Annotated in this window: 23 protein-coding genes and 4 tRNA genes; 19 read left to right on the top strand and 8 right to left on the bottom strand. The window is 37.8% G+C overall.

Features of this window, described 5'->3' with window-relative positions:
- The first annotated feature begins 13 nt into the window (after nt 1–13).
- The 4 genes from FIT70_RS02250 (at nt 14) to FIT70_RS02265 (ending at nt 3006) form a co-directional block, all read left to right on the top strand.
- Nucleotides 14–496, top strand: coding sequence for a L,D-transpeptidase (locus FIT70_RS02250; protein WP_139874359.1), 483 nt, complete (start codon nt 14–16; stop codon nt 494–496).
- Between the two features lie 2 nt (nt 497–498).
- Nucleotides 499–1197, top strand: a complete 699-nt coding sequence (locus FIT70_RS02255) for a queuosine precursor transporter (RefSeq protein WP_139867272.1) — start codon at nt 499–501, stop codon at nt 1195–1197.
- 27 nt (nt 1198–1224) lie between these two features.
- Nucleotides 1225–2238 (top strand): beta-N-acetylhexosaminidase, encoded by a 1014-nt coding sequence (nagZ, locus tag FIT70_RS02260; RefSeq protein WP_189340867.1) that lies wholly within the window; start codon nt 1225–1227, stop codon nt 2236–2238.
- Between the two features lie 81 nt (nt 2239–2319).
- Nucleotides 2320–3006: a Bax inhibitor-1 family protein gene (locus FIT70_RS02265; RefSeq protein ID WP_139884272.1), complete on the top strand. Its 687-nt coding sequence runs from the start codon at nt 2320–2322 to the stop codon at nt 3004–3006.
- A 32-nt stretch (nt 3007–3038) separates the two neighbouring features.
- Here FIT70_RS02265 and tadA read toward each other — a convergent pair whose 3' ends face one another.
- Both tadA and FIT70_RS02275 read right to left on the bottom strand, forming a co-directional pair.
- Nucleotides 3039–3500 carry a tRNA adenosine(34) deaminase TadA gene (tadA, locus tag FIT70_RS02270; RefSeq protein WP_189340868.1) on the bottom strand — a complete coding sequence of 154 codons (462 nt, stop codon included), beginning with the start codon at nt 3498–3500 and terminating at the stop codon, nt 3039–3041.
- Between the two features lie 8 nt (nt 3501–3508).
- Nucleotides 3509–3976 carry a phosphate-starvation-inducible PsiE family protein gene (locus tag FIT70_RS02275; protein ID WP_139868829.1) on the bottom strand — a complete coding sequence of 156 codons (468 nt, stop codon included), beginning with the start codon at nt 3974–3976 and terminating at the stop codon, nt 3509–3511.
- A gap of 1 nt (nt 3977) precedes the next feature.
- On the opposite strand from FIT70_RS02275, the gene FIT70_RS02280 reads away from it, so the two are divergent.
- Nucleotides 3978–4658 (top strand): nitroreductase family protein, encoded by a 681-nt coding sequence (locus FIT70_RS02280; RefSeq protein ID WP_317615463.1) that lies wholly within the window; start codon nt 3978–3980, stop codon nt 4656–4658.
- Nucleotides 4659–4689: 31 nt separating this feature from the next.
- Nucleotides 4690–5079, top strand: a complete 390-nt coding sequence (locus tag FIT70_RS02285; protein ID WP_139867280.1) for a thioredoxin family protein — start codon at nt 4690–4692, stop codon at nt 5077–5079.
- On the opposite strand, the gene FIT70_RS02290 is transcribed toward FIT70_RS02285, so the two are convergent.
- The 6 genes from FIT70_RS02290 to FIT70_RS02315 all read right to left on the bottom strand — a co-directional run bounded on the left by FIT70_RS02290 (nt 5057) and on the right by FIT70_RS02315 (nt 9936).
- Entirely contained in the window at nt 5057–6022 is a 966-nt protein-coding gene (locus FIT70_RS02290) for a peptidoglycan DD-metalloendopeptidase family protein (protein WP_223257745.1), read from the bottom strand. The two genes, FIT70_RS02285 and FIT70_RS02290, sit on opposite strands and share 23 nt — an antisense overlap.
- Nucleotides 6019–6768, bottom strand: coding sequence for a 5'/3'-nucleotidase SurE (gene surE / locus FIT70_RS02295; RefSeq protein ID WP_139930466.1), 750 nt, complete (start codon nt 6766–6768; stop codon nt 6019–6021). Before surE ends, FIT70_RS02290 begins: the two co-directional genes overlap by 4 nt.
- Nucleotide 6769: 1 nt before the next feature.
- Nucleotides 6770–7027: a DUF2069 domain-containing protein gene (locus FIT70_RS02300; protein ID WP_420897687.1), complete on the bottom strand. Its 258-nt coding sequence runs from the start codon at nt 7025–7027 to the stop codon at nt 6770–6772.
- A 74-nt stretch (nt 7028–7101) separates the two neighbouring features.
- Entirely contained in the window at nt 7102–7695 is a 594-nt protein-coding gene (gene wrbA, locus FIT70_RS02305) for an NAD(P)H:quinone oxidoreductase (RefSeq protein WP_139874366.1), read from the bottom strand.
- A complete protein-coding gene (gene purB / locus FIT70_RS02310; RefSeq protein WP_139930468.1) occupies nt 7695–9065 on the bottom strand; it encodes an adenylosuccinate lyase in 1371 nt (456 codons plus the stop codon). Before purB ends, wrbA begins: the two co-directional genes overlap by 1 nt.
- Nucleotides 9066–9096: 31 nt before the next feature.
- Nucleotides 9097–9936 (bottom strand): 23S rRNA (adenine(2030)-N(6))-methyltransferase RlmJ, encoded by an 840-nt coding sequence (locus tag FIT70_RS02315; protein ID WP_139930470.1) that lies wholly within the window; start codon nt 9934–9936, stop codon nt 9097–9099.
- A 75-nt stretch (nt 9937–10011) separates the two neighbouring features.
- On the opposite strand from FIT70_RS02315, the gene FIT70_RS02320 reads away from it, so the two are divergent.
- From FIT70_RS02320 to FIT70_RS02380, 13 genes are all read left to right on the top strand, one after another.
- Nucleotides 10012–10644, top strand: a complete 633-nt coding sequence (locus FIT70_RS02320; RefSeq protein WP_139874369.1) for a uracil-DNA glycosylase — start codon at nt 10012–10014, stop codon at nt 10642–10644.
- Nucleotides 10645–10646: 2 nt separating this feature from the next.
- Nucleotides 10647–10826: a tautomerase family protein gene (locus FIT70_RS02325; RefSeq protein WP_139874370.1), complete on the top strand. Its 180-nt coding sequence runs from the start codon at nt 10647–10649 to the stop codon at nt 10824–10826.
- Between the two features lie 4 nt (nt 10827–10830).
- A complete protein-coding gene (uvrC, locus tag FIT70_RS02330; protein WP_139930472.1) occupies nt 10831–12627 on the top strand; it encodes an excinuclease ABC subunit UvrC in 1797 nt (598 codons plus the stop codon).
- Between the two features lie 13 nt (nt 12628–12640).
- The gene (gene pgsA, locus FIT70_RS02335; protein WP_139867299.1) at nt 12641–13219 is read left to right on the top strand and encodes a CDP-diacylglycerol--glycerol-3-phosphate 3-phosphatidyltransferase; all 579 of its coding nucleotides are present in this window, start codon (nt 12641–12643) and stop codon (nt 13217–13219) included.
- 69 nt (nt 13220–13288) lie between these two features.
- Nucleotides 13289–13364 (top strand) — tRNA-Gly (locus FIT70_RS02340).
- A gap of 54 nt (nt 13365–13418) precedes the next feature.
- Nucleotides 13419–13492, top strand: a tRNA-Cys gene (locus tag FIT70_RS02345).
- A 69-nt stretch (nt 13493–13561) separates the two neighbouring features.
- Nucleotides 13562–13648: transfer RNA gene (locus FIT70_RS02350), tRNA-Leu, on the top strand.
- Between the two features lie 22 nt (nt 13649–13670).
- Nucleotides 13671–14591, top strand: a complete 921-nt coding sequence (locus tag FIT70_RS02355; protein WP_139930474.1) for a hypothetical protein — start codon at nt 13671–13673, stop codon at nt 14589–14591.
- Entirely contained in the window at nt 14581–16263 is a 1683-nt protein-coding gene (gene recJ, locus FIT70_RS02360) for a single-stranded-DNA-specific exonuclease RecJ (RefSeq protein WP_139930476.1), read from the top strand. Before FIT70_RS02355 ends, recJ begins: the two co-directional genes overlap by 11 nt.
- Nucleotides 16264–16332: 69 nt before the next feature.
- The gene (tpiA, locus tag FIT70_RS02365; RefSeq protein ID WP_028817755.1) at nt 16333–17085 is read left to right on the top strand and encodes a triose-phosphate isomerase; all 753 of its coding nucleotides are present in this window, start codon (nt 16333–16335) and stop codon (nt 17083–17085) included.
- A gap of 18 nt (nt 17086–17103) precedes the next feature.
- Nucleotides 17104–17454, top strand: a complete 351-nt coding sequence (secG, locus tag FIT70_RS02370) for a preprotein translocase subunit SecG (RefSeq protein WP_028817754.1) — start codon at nt 17104–17106, stop codon at nt 17452–17454.
- 19 nt (nt 17455–17473) lie between these two features.
- Nucleotides 17474–17558, top strand: a tRNA-Leu gene (locus tag FIT70_RS02375).
- A 39-nt stretch (nt 17559–17597) separates the two neighbouring features.
- Entirely contained in the window at nt 17598–17954 is a 357-nt protein-coding gene (locus FIT70_RS02380) for an NADH-quinone oxidoreductase subunit A (RefSeq protein ID WP_028817753.1), read from the top strand.
- Nucleotides 17955–17957: the final 3 nt, after the last annotated feature.

Raw genomic sequence — 17957 nt, forward strand, 5'->3', positions numbered from 1 at the left:
AAATCATTTAACTATGCATATTAAAATTTCAATTGCAGAACAGAAGCTTCATTTGTATCGTGACGATAATCTGTGGGTAAAATCTTTTATGATATCCACAGCCGAAAAAGGCACAGGTCAAAATAAAGGTAGTTTTTGTACACCATTAGGCCAACATATCGTTCGCGCAAAAATTGGTCAAGGCGCACCTCTGTATGCTCAGTTTGCAGCTCGAAGACTTACAGGAAAAATATGGCATCCATCGATGTCAGGAAACAACACGAAAGAAGATTGGATTTTAACGCGCATACTTTGGCTCTCAGGTCTCGAGATTGGATTTAATCGCCTAGGCAATCAAGATACGATGCAACGTTTTATTTACATTCATGGGACTAATGATTTATCGCGCCTAGGTAAGCCGGTGTCACATGGGTGTATTCGCATGGATAACCAAGACATCATTGATTTGTTTGAAGAGATTAATATAGGTGATCATGTATTGATCAATGAAATCTAAATATGTTTAAAAACCAATACCGATATTACGATCTTGTCATGGCAGCATTTGTGACTGTATTGATCACTTCAAACTTAATTGGACCTGCAAAAATTTCTCAATTAGAGGTTCCATTTTTTGGACTTCTTACCTTTGGTGCCGGAGTTTTATTTTTCCCTATCTCATTTATTTTTGGCGATATCTTAACTGAGGTTTATGGTTATGCCGCTTCAAGAAGAGTGATATGGGCAGGATTTGTCGCACTTGCTTTTGCATCTTTCATGGCTTGGATGATTGTGGCACTTCCACCAGCACCCTATTGGCACAATCAAGAAGCATATGAAATTGCATTTGGCTCTGCCTGGCGAGTTTCACTAGCGAGTTTGGTTGCTTTTGCCGCAGGCGAGTTTGTAAACTCTTTTGTCATGGCAAAAATGAAAATTATGACAAAAGGAAAATATTTATGGAGCCGCACGATCGGATCGACTGTTGCAGGGGAAGCGATTGATTCTATTTTATTCTATCCACTAGCTTTTTATAATAGTGGCGTGATTCCAAATGACAAGCTCATCCTTGTTGTGATTGCGCAGTTCATTGCTAAAACATCGATAGAAATTTTATTTACGCCAGCAATTTATAAGATTATTGCTTTCTTAAAAAAGAAAGAAAATCTAGATCATTTCGATACACACACCAATTTCAATCCTTTTATTTTTAAATAATATGAACGTGATGCAATCAAAATGAAGATGGGCCCATTAATGATTGATGTTGAAGGGATCGCATTAACCGATGAGGACGTTAAAAGAATTTCACACCCCTTGGTTGGCGGACTTATTTTATTTACAAGAAACTATCAAGACACTTCTCAATTAAAAACATTAACTGACGCTATTAGAAAGATCAGGGGCCATGACTTCTTAATCACTGTGGATCATGAAGGTGGGCGCGTACAAAGATTTAGAGAAGGCTTTACAGCCATCCCTGCCATGAGAAAGTTAGGTGAAATATGGGATAAAGATCCCAAAAGAGCGAATCACTTAGCTTTTTTAATTGGTCAAATTATCGCCATGGAATTAAGAGTATTCGATATCGATTTTAGTTTTACACCCGTTTTAGATATTGATTACAGCGAAAGCACCGTGATTCGAGACAGAGCCTTTCATGGGGATATAGAGGCTATTAAAGCTTTGGCATCTCATCTTTTGCAAGGTTTAAACGAAGGGGGTATGCATGGGGTTGGAAAACACTTTCCAGGGCATGGGTATATTAAGGCCGACTCACATCTAAGCATTTCAGAAGACACGAGAACGCTCGACGAGATTGAGTCTAAAGACATGAGTATTTTTATCTCATTAATCAAGCATGGATTAAATGCAGTCATGCCTTCCCACGTCCTATACTCTGCCGCAGATAAAGAACCGGCTGGGTTTTCGTCTTTTTGGCTTAAAAATCAATTGAGAGAAAAGGCTCAATTTAAAGGCGCTATTTTTAGCGATGATATGAGTATGAAAGGGGCTATACTTGGCGGTGAAATGAAGGATAGAATTGCTAAAGCACTCGAGGCTGGTTGTGACATGGTTTTATTATGTAACAGCCCTCAATTGGTAGATGAAGTTTTGGCTCAGCTAGACTGGAAGATGTCATCTGAAAGCATTGAAAGACTTCTTGCTATGAAAGGATTTAAAGCGCCTCATATAGCCCTAAAAACCACCCAAGAAAAAGGTTTCAAGGATATGACAGATCAAGTTAGGGCGATGTAAAAAAAATCACATGAATATTGAAACTATTTAGTAAGTTATATAATCTAAGAAATGTATTAAAAACTTTTAAGAGGAAAACATATGCAAGAAAATATAAGAATTGAAAGTCAGTCGCAATCAGTATTAGCGACAAATAAAGTACTGAGAAATACTTATGCTTTACTTGGTTTATCACTTATTCCAACAGCCGTAGGTGCTTACATAGGTATGAGCATGAATTTCATATTTGCTCAACAACATCCTATCATGTTTGCCATTATGCTTTTGGCAGGTATGTTTGGTTTATTTTTCGCAATTCAAGCAAATCGCAATAACAGCTTTGGCGTTGTTTTATTACTAGCGCTCACTTTATTTTTAGGTGTGATGTTAGGCCCGATTCTTCAAGTAGCCTTCAGTTTAAGTAATGGCGCTCAAATCGTAGGTTTAGCCGCGGGTGGCACAGCTGCAATATTTTTAACCTTAGCTACGATTGCTACCACCACTAAAAAAGATTTTAGCTTTATGGGAAAATTTTTGATGATTGGTATTATTCTTCTCATCTTAGCTTCCCTTGCTAATTTATTTTTCCAAATACCTGCGATGGCTTTAGCATTGTCTGGTGTAGCAGTTTTATTATTTTCTGGATTCATTCTCTACGACGTAAGCCGCATTGTGAATGGTGGAGAAACGAACTACATCATGGCAACATTAGCGCTTTATATGAACATCTATAACTTATTTGTAAATTTACTTCAGTTATTGATGGCTCTTTTAGGCAACAGAGACTAAGTTAATTTTGCTCAAAAAAAAGCCGTAGTTTTCTACGGCTTTTTTCTTTTTGAAAGAAAGAAATTTTTTAGTATTTGACTGCATTCCTTTTCTAAGACGCCACCCATAGCTTCTGCATGATGGTTAATTTCTTTAATGCCAATAAGATCAATCATACCTCCGCAAGCACCCGTCTTGGGGTCCGGAGCACCATAGATAATTTTTCCAATACGTGCATGCTGAATGGCACCTACACACATTGCACAGGGCTCAAGAGTCACATAAATCGAACAGCCTTTTAACCTATAGTTTTGGATAAATTTAGCCGCTTCTCTTATGGCATTAATTTCAGCATGTGAAGTAGGATCGTGATCGCTAATTGATGTGTTCATGCCACTACCAATCACTTTACCGTCCTGAACAATCACCGCGCCTACGGGTACCTCATCTTTTAATTCAGCTTTTTTTGCTAGCTCTAAAGCCAGATTCATAAACTTGAGATCTTCATCAGTCATGCAATAGTTTATTTTCTCTTAAGGTCGGGGATTGTTTTTCTAAACCGAATAACGAGGATATAGAGAACACCGATGAGAAATGCGCCTCCTACCCAAATACCCACTTCTTCAAGGGTTGGTTTTGTGTCCTGAACTGGAAGGACGATCAGCTTTCTAAGAAAGAGCACCATCACAACCTCAATAAAAGTTTCAACTTCCAATTTGCTTCCATTGAGATAGCGCATTTCAGCTGAAATAAGGGCTGATATCGACCAAAGCAACATTAATGTACCAAGTGCATGAATAAAGCCATGAATGAGGTTGTTAGCATGCGCTGCGACACTTATTTCAATGAAGAAAAGCCAAGTAAACATAATGATAGATGTCGCCAAAGCAAGACCAATGACAATATGAGCAAAGCCATTTAAATACAGCATAGCTTTAATAGCAAATCGATTAATACCTTTGAATTCGGAAGGGAGTTCAGTTTGAAGCATCATGGAATCCTTGTTAATTAAATTTGAAGGAAGTGAAAACTATCTTTATTATAGAGACAACTTTAAATATAAAGATACTTTCTCAATGAAAAAACCAGCAATTACTGAACAGCCTATCCATTCGATTTTGGCAGATAGATGGAGTTCAAGAGCTTACGATCCCACTCAATTTGTGTCTCAAGAATTGCTTTTATCTCTCATGGAAGCGGCACGATGGAGCCCTTCATGTATGGGAGATCAGCCGTGGCAATTTATTGTATTTAACAAGAAAGATGCGACCCCTTGGACACAGGCGCTTAATTGCTTGTCTATTGGGAATCAAAATTGGGCTATGGATGCATCTATATTAATTTTGGCTTGTGCCCATCAAAACTTCTCGAATAATGAGAAAACGAACCGATGGGGCCAATACGATACAGGCGCTGCTTCTGAAAATATCAGTCTTCAAGCCACAAGCTTGGGGTTGGTAGCTCATCAAATGGGTGGATTTGATGTTGAAAAAACCAGACAATTATTTCAAATTCCAAGCCAGTATGATTTAATGTCTTTTATTGCGATTGGTTATCCACTCGCCATAGAAAAAGTGAATGCTGAAGCATTAGCTAAAGAAAAAGAAGCTAGAAAGCGCAAACCCTTAAGAGAGATTTTTTATACCAACCAATGGGGCGAGCAGTCGTTATAGTTTTTTTAATTGAATATAACTAGGATACTCGATGGCAACAGTAAAGCTTACAAAAAAGAACTTTAAAAAAACAATCGAAGATAATGATTTTGTTATTGTTGATTTTTGGGCGCCATGGTGTGAGCCTTGTATTGAATTTACCCCATTATTTGAAGCAGCTTCAGAAAAGAATAAAGATATTATATTTGGCATGGTAGATATAGAAGCCGATCCAGAAATTGGTGAATATTTCCAAGTTGATAAAATACCAGGCCTTCTAATTATTAGAGAGCAAGCAGGTATTCATACTCAAATCGGTCAAATCGGTGACTCAGCGCTTGATGAAATCATCAAGTGGGCAAGAGAACACGATATGTCAACTGTCAGAGATTATTACGAAAGAGAAGCTAAAGGCGAAATTAAGGTTGCCCGAGAAAAGTAGTCGGATCGACTGACTGCCCTTGTTTTCTAATTTCAAAGTGAAGTTTCACTTTGTCAGCGCCAGAGTCACCCATCGTTGCGATCTTCTGCCCCTTCATAACCACCTGACCTTCTTTAACGAGAAGCTCTTTGTTGTGAGCATATACAGATAAGTAAGAGTTATTGTGTTTAACGATCACAAGTTTGCCATATCCTTTTAGATCTTCCCCGCTGTAAATGACTTTGCCTGGACCAGCTGCTTTAATTTCTTGACCAAGTGTTCCTACAATATCAATTCCTTTTTGGCCTTGCGCTTCATTAAAAAGATTTTCTAACTTACCTTTAGTAGGCCATTGCCAATCTAATTTATCTTCTAAAGCAATAGGTGCGCTTTCTTTAGGTGTGATTGATGCGACATTATTTGTAGTTTGGTTCGTCGTCTTAAGGTTATAGGCTTCATCGGTATATTTTTCTCTATAAGCCTTTGGGTTGTCTAAGTGAGTGATGCCATTTGGAACTGCTTTTGTTTGGGACTGCGGTGTAGATTCCGAATTAGCAACTGCTTCTTCATTGTTTTTTAATGGCGTAGTGACGACATCTTCATTTTTCTTAATTTCATTTGTAGTGACCACAGGGTTATTTGTTTTAACTTGATCGAATTTTATTTTTTCGCCCACTTTAATTGCATAAGGCTCTTTAATATCATTTGCCTGTGCAACTTCTTTGTAATAAAAACCACAATCAAGACTTAAGCTATAGAGTGTATCGCCTGGTTTGACGATATAAACATCTGGACATGGTTGGCTCGGATCTCTTTTTGCTCTTGCAACGGGTTTATTTTTTTGTATGGTAATTGATTTATCCGCAGGAATTTTTTTCTCTATGACGGGTGCTGGTGAATTCGATGCGCAACCGACGATCAACGAAAATAGTGCCATATAAATAATAAAAAAACTTAATCTCATTTAAAGCTATTCATCCATGTTTTTAAATCAGTAATTTGATTATGTCTTGTAAGGTCTGCGTGAATAGGCGATACAGAAACAAAACCATGGCCGACAGAATAAAAATCAGTACCTTCTCCTCCATCATTCGGCAAGCCTGCAGCACCAACCCAGTAAACGGTATTGCCATCGGCATCTTGTGTTTTATTAACAGGCTCTGCTTTATGTCTTTTTCCAAGTCTTGTGATGTGTATACCTTGAATTTTTTCTAAAGGCACATCAGGCACATTGATATTTAAGAGCATGGCTTCTTTAGGTTTATTATTTTGGTAATGCAAAATAAGATCATTTGTAATAGATGCAGCTGTTTCAAAATGAGTTGCTTCGTGTTGTGACATTGAAATAGCAAAGGAGGGAATGTCCAACAAGTAGCCTTCCATAGCCGCTGCTACCGTGCCCGAGTAAATAGTGTCATCACCCATATTAGCGCCATTATTGATACCTGAAATCACCATGTCTGGCATATGATCTAGTAATCCCGTCAATGCTAAATGCACGCAATCTGTTGGTGTGCCATCAATATAGTAATAATCTTTTTCAACCTCTGTGACTGTCAATGGACGATCAAGTGATAAGGAGTTACTTGCGCCACTTCTATTTCTATCAGGTGCCACGATAGTTACGTGCGCTATTTTTTTTAAATAGCTTGCAAGTTTTTTAATACCAGGTGCATCGTAACCATCATCATTAGATAAAAGAATATTCATATTACGTACGGCTGACTTTCACATAAAACGTTGCACATAGAAAAAATACAATACTTAAAAAAACTTCAAGAAGTGCTATTTTAGATGATAGACCCAGATCAGAATAGGATCTAACCACACCTTCAATAAAATAAATGAGTATGAGCATGCCAGACCATTTGTAGGTGTAAATTTTTCCTTTAAGAACACCCATTAACGGAATGAGAAGCGGTATGATTTTAAGCACAAGCCATGAGCTCTGATTTTTAAAGGGCGCCAAAAATAACTCCCAAGAGCATAAAAGAAAAATAAGACAGACAAGACTAACGGAAGCCCCTAACTGGAAATAGTTTTTCATACTGAAAGCTTAAGCGCGGTTTCAGCTAATCGCTTGCCCATAGCAAGACATATTTTTTTTTCGTCCTCAGATATAGGGGCTTTATTAGACTCACCAGCCACATGAGAAGGGCCGTAAGGTGTTCCCCCTGTTTTGGTGCTGCTTAATTCTGGAACTGAGTAAGGCACACCCAAAATGACCATACCTAAATGAAGTAATGGAAGTTGCATACTAAGAAGTGTTGATTCATTACCTCCATGGTGAGAGCCTGAAGACGTAAATACACAAGCAGGTTTTCCAATCAAGTTTCCACTTAACCATAAAGATATCGTGCTATCGATGAAATATTTAAGCGGCGCTGCCATATTGCCAAATCTCGTCGGACTTCCCATGGCAAGACCAATACATTCTTCAAGATCTTTGTGAACCACATAAGGAGGGCCTTCGCTAGGGATGCTGTCTTCCAAAGCCTGAACGGTAGATGTTATCTTAGGCACAGTTCGAATTCTGGCTTTAACACCAGGAATAGATTCAATACCTCTCGCAATAAATGTGGCCATTTCCCCAACCGCACCCCCATGAGAGTAGTAGAGTACTAAAACTTCTTTCATTAGATTTTTTTTGCCAGCTGAACGGCATCACCGATATAAGTTGCCGGTGTTAATTGAAGCAATCCATCTTTAGCTTCTTTAGGAATTTCAAGTTGCTGAATGAAAGCTTGAATTACTTCTTTCGTTATATGATCTTTGCCGCGTGTTAACTCTTTAAGTTTTTCATATGGATTTTCAATACCATACCTTCTCATAACAGTCTGAATAGGCTCTGCTAAAACTTCCCAAGCATGATCTAAATCATCAGATAATTTTTTTGCATTAATTTCTAATTTATTAAGGCCTTTAAGGCAAGAGTCAATGGCAAGCAGTGTATAACCAAAACCTAGGCCAATATTTCGAATGACAGTAGAGTCAGTTAAGTCTCTTTGCCATCTTGAGATAGGAAGCTTTTCTGAGAAATGAACCAACAGAGCATTTGCAATGCCAAGGTTGCCTTCTGAATTTTCAAAATCAATCGGATTAACTTTGTGAGGCATCGTAGATGAGCCCACTTCATTTTCTTTTAATTTTTGTTTGAAATAACCAAGTGATATATAGCCCCAAATATCTCGATTAAGATCGATGAGAATCGTATTCATTCTTGTCATATTTTGAAAGAGCTCCGCCATATAATCATGCGGCTCGATCTGTGTTGTATACGGGTTGAAAGTAAGACCAAATGACTCTACAAATGTTTTTGAAAATGCCTGCCAATTAAATTCAGGATACGTTGTGATATGCGCATTAAAATTACCTACCGCACCATTCATTTTGCCTAAAATCTCTTGGGCTTTAATTTGATCAATTTGTCTTTGTAATCTATAGGCGACATTAGCCATTTCTTTACCCATCGTTGTTGGGCTTGCAGATTGTCCATGCGTTCGGGCTAACATGGCGTGACCACTTAAATCATGTGCTAGATCTTTTAATTTTTTAATGATGTTTTCATAGTTAGGGGTTAAAACAGTTTCTTTGGCATGTTTAATCATGAGGGCATGTGAAAGATTATTAACATCTTCAGAGGTACATGCGAAATGAATAAACTCTGAAATACTTTTAATTTCTTGATTGTCTTTGAATTTATTTTTTAACCAATACTCAACTGCTTTGACATCGTGATTGGTTGTTTCTTCAATTTTTTTAATTTCAGCGGCATCAGTTTCGCTAAAAGATTGAATACTTTTTTGAAGTAACTCTCTTGTTGATGCGCTTAGATTGGTAACTTCTTTAATCGCTTTTTCATCAGACAATGAAATGAGCCATTTAATTTCAACTTCAACACGGAATTTAATGAGAGCAAACTCACTAAAGTACTGGCGTAAATTATCGACTTTTTTAGCGTATCTTCCATCTAAGGGAGACAGGGCATTCAGTGTTGATAATTGCATTTAAAAATCCTATGAGATATATAGTGTTATTTTAACTCGTTTTTGCATCAATTTCATAAGAACCATGGCCGTTAAGCCCTAATTGCTGGCTTAAATACGGCATGATTTCTTGTAATTGTTCTTTGAGTTTCCATGGTGGATTGATGATAAAAAGATAGCTACCGAACATCCCAATATCATCACTCGGTTTGGCAATTGAAAGGCTTACATAAAGCCACTCTTTAACATTCAATTTTTGAAGTTGTTTGAGCATCGTTAAGGGTTCCGTTCGATCAATCAAAGGACACCAAACCATATAGATGCCGGTTTCAAAACGTTTTAAGCTGTCTTTTAAGGATTCCACCACTTTTAGGTAATCGTTTTTAATTTCATAAGAGGGATCGGTTAAAACAAGGGCTCTTTTTGGAGGTGGCGGAATAAGGGCTTTTAATCCCTGGAAGCCATCTTCACCATAGATTTTAATATTATGCTTTTTACCTAACGCATGAAGAAGGGAAGTTAAGTCGGTAGGGTGTAATTCAAAGAGCCTGATTCTGTCTTCATGAGATAGCATCTGGCTTGCGATCCAAGGAGAGCCAGGATATTGCTTCAATTGATCGCCACCATTCAGATGCCTGATAACTTCAATATATTTTGCTAAAGCTAATGGTTTTTTTTCATCATGAAAGATTTTTTTAATACCATCTAGATGTTCAGATGTTTTATTAGAAAACTCACTTTCAAGCGAATACTTGCCTGCCCCTGCGTGCGTATCAATAAACCAATAAGGTTTATTTTTTTGTTTGAGGTAATCCAAGATAAGGGTTAGCACAATATGTTTTAACACATCTGCATGATTGCCTGCGTGAAAGCCGTGACGATAACTAAGCATGGATAGAGGACATGATGAACATGGGCTATTATAGAGTTTATAAATAAAATACGTGAATTCTCACGATATAAAATAATGACACAATATAAAGAAGACTGCAGAGAATGCCCTCGACTTGCAACATTTCTAGATCAAGTTAAATTAGAGCAGCCGCATTATTTTTGTAAGCCTGTCCCACCTTTTGGTGACACATCGATTCGTTTATTGATTGTAGGTTTAGCGCCTGGCATGCACGGCGCAAATAGAACAGGCAGGCCCTTTACTGGTGATTTCGCAGGCATTCTTTTATATAAAGCCTTATTTCACTTTGGATTTTCAAATCAACAAGAGTCGATCGCAGCTGATGATTCACTAAAGCTTATGGATTGTAGGATTACAAATGCTGTGAAATGTTTGCCTCCACAAAACAAACCCGAACCTAAAGAAATAAAACAATGCAATCATTATTTAAAATCGGAACTAGATTTACTAAAGCCTCGCACATTAGTTTTAGCTTTAGGCAGTATCGCGCATCAATCTGTCTTATCTGCTTTTCAATTGAAAAAATCTGATTATGTATTTTCACATGGCGCTCGTCATAATTTACCTAATCAATTAGTTTTATATGATAGTTACCATTGCAGTCGATACAATACGCAAACAAAAAGACTCACCGAAGAAATGTTTTTTAGTGTTTTTCAATCAATCAAAAAAGAAATGGAGAATTAAAAATGCCTTACATCAATATTAAATTAGCAGGAACCTTAAACCGCGATCAAAAAGAAACAATCGCAAAAGAAATCACAACGCTTATGGAAAAAGTAGCTCATAAACCAGCTTCGTACACCTACATTGTATTTGATGAAGTTAAAGGTGAAGATTGGTCAGTAGGGGGCAATTTGTTAGGCTAGTCAAATGGACATTAAACCCTTTTTAAAAACACTGCCTAATTTACCTGGTGTATATCGAATGATTAATCAGGCTGGGGAAGTCATTTATGTCGGGAAAGCCAAAGACCTAAAGAAGAGGGTTTCATCTTACTTTGTGAAAACGATTGTAAGTCCTAGAACTAAAATGATGGTGGGCCACATCGATCATATTGAAATAACAGTGACCCATTCGGAAGCTGAGGCGTTGATCTTAGAAAACAATATGATCAAGTCACATATGCCGCGTTACAACGTTATTTTTAGAGACGATAAATCTTATCCATACATTGTATTAACAAATGAAAAATATCCACGTTTAGCTTTTCATCGTGGTGCCCAGAAAAAAGGAAACCAATATTTTGGACCCTTCCCAAATACAAATGCAGTCAGAGAAAGTATTCAGCTTTTACAAAAAGTTTTTAAATTAAGAACATGCGAAAACTCAGTGTTCAAAAATCGATCAAGGCCATGTCTTCAATATCAGATTCATCGATGCACAGCGCCATGCGTCGATTTTATTCCAGAGGATGAGTATAAAAATGACATCAAGCATGCCTCACTTTTTTTAGATGGAAAAGACAGCGAAGTCATAAGCCAACTTACAAATCAAATGAATGAAGCAGCTACTTCGCATGCATATGAACATGCAGCTTTATACCGCGATCGCATTCAAAGTTTAAGACAAGTAAGAACAAAACAATTTGTCAGTGACTTTAGTGCTAGCGATGCTGACATTATTGCTTGCGTTGAAGAAGCTGGAGAATATTGTCTGAACTTAGTCATGATCCGAGCGGGCAGACATTTAGGTGACAAAAGTTTCTTTCCAAAAAACGCTGCTGATATTGAAACTCAAGATGTGATTGAAACTTTCATCGCTCAATACTATACAAATCAGACCATACCTAAATTGATCGTGACCCAACAGCATGTTAATCAATCGCTTCTTTCTGAATTTTTTAAATTAAATTACGACATTGAAGTGAAGGTGATTAACAAAGCAATTGGTGATAAGCGTGTATGGCTCGCTATGGCACAAAAGAATGCGCAGATTGCATTAAAACAAAAACTGATGCAAACAGAAAGCCAGGAAAATAGGGTAGAAGCATTGAAAGCGATTTTCAATCTTTCGGACTCATTTTCAAGAATTGAATGTTTTGATATTAGCCACACAATGGGTGAGGGCACCGTCGCCTCTTGTGTTGTATTTGATAAAGGCAATCTTCAAAATAAAGAATATAGACGTTTTAATATTCAAGATATTACGCCAGGCGATGATTATGCCGCCATGCGAGAAGTCTTAATGCGTCGCTATAAAAAAATTGCAACAGGTGACGGCGTTAAGCCGGATCTTATTTTTATTGACGGGGGCAAGGGCCAGCTCAATATAGCCATTGAGGTGATCCAAGAATTAGGCTTGAGCGATATTATGCTTGTTGGTATTGCAAAAGGTGAGGGAAGAAAGCCAGGATTGGAGCAGCTTTTTTTAGAGGGCAAAAGTGAGCCTATCATTGTGAGAAAAGATAATGTTGGATTTCATTTAATACAACAAATAAGAGACGAAGCGCATCGTTTTGCTATTTCAGGTCATAGAGCTAAGCGCGCTAAGAAAAGAATCACTTCATCTCTAGAAGATATTGAGGGTATTGGTTCGCAAAAGAGAAAAAATCTACTCGTCTATTTTGGCGGTATAGAGCGTATTAAAAATGCTAGTATTGAAGAAATAATCATGGTTGATGGTATTGATAAGAAATTAGCTGAAAAAATTTACGACTACTTTCATTAAAAAATAAATACATATGAAGATTAATGTTCCGAATGCGCTTACTTTTTTCAGGGTGTTTTTGATTCCTTGTTTTGTAGGTATTTATTACCTACCTCATACTTTAATTGGCCAGCCCCTAATGAATTGGATAGGCGCTGGTATTTTCTTGTTTGCGGCAATCACAGACTGGTTAGATGGATTCTTTGCCCGGTATTTAAATCAAGCCTCTAAATTTGGTGCTTTTTTTGATCCCGTAGCAGATAAATTGATGGTAGTTGCTGCCCTTCTTGTTTTGATTGAGCTTGATAGGGTCAACGCGATTATCTCTCTAATAATCATTGGTCGCGAGCTCTCCATCAGCTCATTACGCGAATGGATGGCCACTATTGGCAAGCCAGGCGGTATGGCGGTGATGTTTGTCGGTAAGCTTAAGACTACGATCCAAATGATTGCTATTTTGATGCTTCTTTACTACGACAATTTATGGTTTATCAATGTAAAGTGGATAGGCAATATATTGATTAATATAGCCGCATTGCTTACTGTGATTTCGATGGGTTATTACATCCGCATGGCATGGCCTACCTTAAGAAAGAGCATCAAAATAAGGTAAGCCTTAAGGTTTGGGCGAGACTTTAAATTGACACTAGCTCAAAAAACGCTAAAATACTCGCTTCTTTACGCGGGAATAGCTCAGTTGGTAGAGCGCAACCTTGCCAAGGTTGAGGTCGCGAGTTCGAGACTCGTTTCCCGCTCCAAACAAAATCGGGGAAGCATCGTCTTCCCCTTTTTAATTTTGGAGATATTGATGTGGCGCGATAGCAAAATGGTTATGCAGCGGCCTGCAAAGCCGTAGACGCCAGTTCGATTCTGGCTCGCGCCTCCACTTATTAGTAGTTGAGCCTATTTAAGAATAATTTAGTGATAAAATTCGGTCTTAGTTTTATTTCAAAAGGCCCGGGTGGTGAAATTGGTAGACACAAGAGACTTAAAATCTCTCGCTCGCAAGGGCGTGCCGGTTCGATTCCGGCCCCGGGCACCACATTCTATTATTTCCTTGTAGTTTGAATACAACACTTATTTGCAAAGCTTCTCTTGAAGATCATCCAATACTTGATCGATTTTTAACGATAGGAGAAGTGAAGTCTTTAAATTTTTCCTACGAAGAATTTTTATGTCATTTATTGGGCGTCAAACCTAATCCAGATTACCCATTAGCTTCGGTAGACTATCGGAAAAATCAAACACTTTATTATCTCTATGCAGACCCTGTGTATTTAAGTCTTCAAAGAGACACGTTTTTTTTGGAAAAAAAATTAACAGAGGAATTTACTCAAAACGAAATCAAAGGTTTATGCGAAGCCCTGAATGAGACATTTCAAGATGACGCTCGTGCATTTGTCTTCAACGATCAAGGGCAGTTATTTCTTGAGTTAAAAAAACAGCCTCATATTAAAACGACGTCGATTGCACATATCAAGCGCCAGTCTATTGAACTCTTTATGCCGCAAGGTGATGAAGCTATGGCATGGCATGCATTTATGAATGAAATTCAAATGTTTCTTTTTGATCATCCTTTCAATCAAGACAGGATTCGTCGAGAACTTCTACCGTCTAATAGCATTTGGTTTTCGGGCGGCGGTGTCATGCCTCAGGTTATTCAAAATCCATACAGAGCTATTTTTTCCAATAACGACTTCTTAAAAAAGTTACTGTCGATTGATACAAATATTTCTCTTCAAAGTTTAGATATGTTTCGTCAAGATGATAGTAATCAAGACACATTAATTGTCTTTGAAGATGAAGGTGAGATAAATCGTATTTTAGAAATGATATGGAATAATTTTAAAAAAAGAAAAATAAGGAATTTAAATATTTATTTGAGTTACCAAGATCAGCTTTTGCATATCAACAATCAATTCATACAGCTATTTAAAGTATGGAAAAAAACTAATAACGTAAAAAATTATTTCAATGTTCATTAAATCAAAAAAAATTGACCATACTGCTTTAGATGCACTTGTGAATGCAGGGGTTAATCGTCATTTGGCAAAGTTTTATTCAGCACGTGGCATTAAGCATATTGATGACGCCACACTCTTGATTGAGAAAATTATCCCACCGGAAGCTTTAACTAATAATACCTTGATGGCGTCTATCTTAGCTGACGCTATCTTACAAAAACATAAAATTCTTATCATTGGTGATTATGATACTGATGGTGCAACTTCAACGGCTGTAGGGGTGAGAGCGCTTAAGATGATGGGCGCTGAGGTAGATTACTTGGTTCCTAACCGGTTTGAATTTGGTTATGGTTTGACACCTGAAATTGTTGATTTAGCGAAAGAAAAAAATCCTAAAATTATTATTACCGTGGATAACGGTATCGCCAGTGTAGAGGGTGTAAATCAAGCAAATCAATATGGGATTGATGTGTTGGTCACAGATCACCATCTTCCTGGTGAAACATTACCGCATGCTAAATGTATTGTGAATCCTAATCAGCATGGCTGTTCATTTCCAAGTAAATACTTATGTGGGGTAGGTGTTATTTTTTATGTGATGCTAGCTTTGAGAGCTGAACTTAGAAAACGAGATTATTTTAAAGATAATATTGAGCCTAACTTAATGCAGTTAATCGACCTTGTAGCTTTGGGTACGGTTGCAGATTTAGTCCCTTTAGATCGGAATAATCGTATTTTAGTTGAATACGGCATTCGAAGAATCAGATCAGGCCAGGCTAATCCTGGTATTCGAGCACTGATGGCATTAACTAAAAAAAATCTATCGCAATTTCATACTTCTGATCTCGCTTTTAGCATTGCACCAAGACTTAATGCCGCAGGAAGATTAGATGATATGACTTTAGGTATTCAATGTCTTTTGTCTGAAAGTTATGAGGATGCCCGATTTATTGCATCATCACTTGAAGCTTTAAATCTCAAAAGAAGATCGATTGAATCTGAAATGAAAGATGGTGCATCTATTCAATTACATGATTTGAATTGTGAGGCTCAATTCAGTATCGCTCTCTATGACTCCACGTGGCATCAAGGTGTGATTGGTATTATTGCTTCCCGTATCAAAGATAAATATCATCGCCCCGTCATTGTGTTTGCTAAGTCTGAAGAAGGTATTCTTAAAGGCTCAGGCAGATCTATTCAATCGCTCCATTTAAGAGATGCACTTGATCTTATTTCGAAAAAGGATCCAAGCATTCTGATCACATTTGGTGGTCATGCGATGGCTGCTGGGCTCACTATCAAAGAAAAGGATTTTGATCGCTTCGTTCATTTCTTTGAAGAAACAGTCCAGGGTTTAATTACCTCAGAGGACCTTGAGTTAACTATTGAAGTTGATGATGCGCTTAATTTTTCAGAAGTAACTTATGAAGATGTAGAACATATCAATTCACAAGTGTGGGGACAAGGTTTTCCGCTTCCTATTTTTGAAGGTGAGTTTGAAGTTGTTGAGCAAAGAATCCTTGCAGATAAACATTTAAAGTTAAATCTTTTATTACAAAATAAGGTATTCGAAGCTATTTATTTTAATCACAGTGAGCACCTCCCTAGAAAGATTAAAGCGATCTATCAGGTTGATTCTAATGAGTTTAATGGCAATAAAAAAATTCAAATTCAATTAAGGATGTTGGCCTAAAGATGGCATCCTTAATTGCCCATCCTGCCCCAACAAAGTAAAATTCAACAAACTATTTAAGAGACTGTCATGAGACGTAAAATCGTTGTGGGTAATTGGAAAATGAATGGTTCCTTGGCGTCTAACGAAAGACTTCTTAAGGCCTTAGTAGAAAAGATCCCTCAAGCAATTTCGGTGGATATTGTGGTCTGTGCCCCTTACCCCTATTTATTTCAAACACAATCCTACCTCAAGCATTCACCTATCTTTTGGGGTGCTCAGAACGTGGCTAAGTTTGAGTCAGGCGCTTTTACAGGCGAAGTGAGCGTTTCTATGCTCAAAGAATTTGGTGCAAGCTATGTGATCATCGGCCACTCAGAGCGAAGTACAGCTTATTGCGAGTCCGATGAAAATATTGCCACTAAATTTATGATGGTTAAAAAAGCAGGTATGACGCCGATTCTCTGTGTAGGTGAAACTTTAATTGAGAGAGAAGCTGGCATCATGGAAAAGGTCGTATCTAAGCAGCTTGATACGATTATTGAAATGTATGGCGAAGAAATTTTCGACGAGACCGTGATTGCTTATGAGCCTATATGGGCTATTGGCTCTGATTTGGCGGCTTCACCTGAGCAAGCGCAAGCGATGCATCAATTTATTCGTGAGAAATTATCCTCAAATACTAAGGTCATAAAGAGCCTTAAAATCATCTATGGAGGGAGCGTAAACCCCCAAAATGCGTTACAATTATTCTCTATGCCAGACGTAGACGGCGGACTCGTAGGACGAGCATCTTTAAATGCAAGTGATTTTGAGTCTATTTGTCATTCAGCCGAAATATAAATCAAAGAAAATAGGATTATGGAAAATTTAGTAACAATTATTCATGTGATTGCATGCTTAGGTGTCATTGGTTTGGTGCTGATGCAACACGGCAAGGGCGCTGATATGGGTGCCGCTTTTGGAAGCGGATCATCAGGTAGTTTATTCGGCGTAAGCGGCTCATCGAATTTTTTAAGTAGAACAACAGCAATATTTGTTTTAGTCTTTTTTCTGACCAGCATTTCCTTGGCGTTCATCGCAGGTCAAAAATCAGGCACCGGAAGTGTGGTGAAAACAACTGGGTCATCAGAAGTGCAAAAACCTTCTGAAACTAAAAGCGGTGAAGCTCAGTCGAATTCATCAAGTGGCGCTCAAAATATCCCAAAATAGAGACTGTTAAATCTATAAAGCCGTCGTGGTGGAATTGGTAGACACGCTATCTTGAGGGGGTAGTGACGAAAGTCGTGAGAGTTCGAGTCTCTCCGACGGCACCAAATTAAGAAAATCATGTGGTATTTGTTTAAGGAATCGCTGTGCTGGAAAATTATTTTCCAATTTTATTGTTCATATGCGTAGGACTTGCGGTTGGTGCAGGGCCTCTTCTCATCGGCAGCATTCTCTCACCTAATAAACCTGATAGTGAAAAAAATTCTCCATACGAATGTGGCTTCGAAGCTTTCGAAGATGCGCGTATGAAATTTGATGTCCGATATTATCTTGTTGCTATCCTCTTTATTTTATTTGATCTTGAAATAACATTTCTTTTCCCCTGGGCAGTAGTCATTCAAAAAATTGGTATGTTTGGATTTATTGCCATGATGATTTTCCTAGCTATTTTAGTTGTTGGATTTATTTACGAATGGAAGAAAGGTGCCCTTGATTGGGAATAGCGA

Source organism: Candidatus Methylopumilus universalis, assembly GCF_006364435.1.
Lineage (GTDB): Bacteria > Pseudomonadota > Gammaproteobacteria > Burkholderiales > Methylophilaceae > Methylopumilus > Methylopumilus universalis.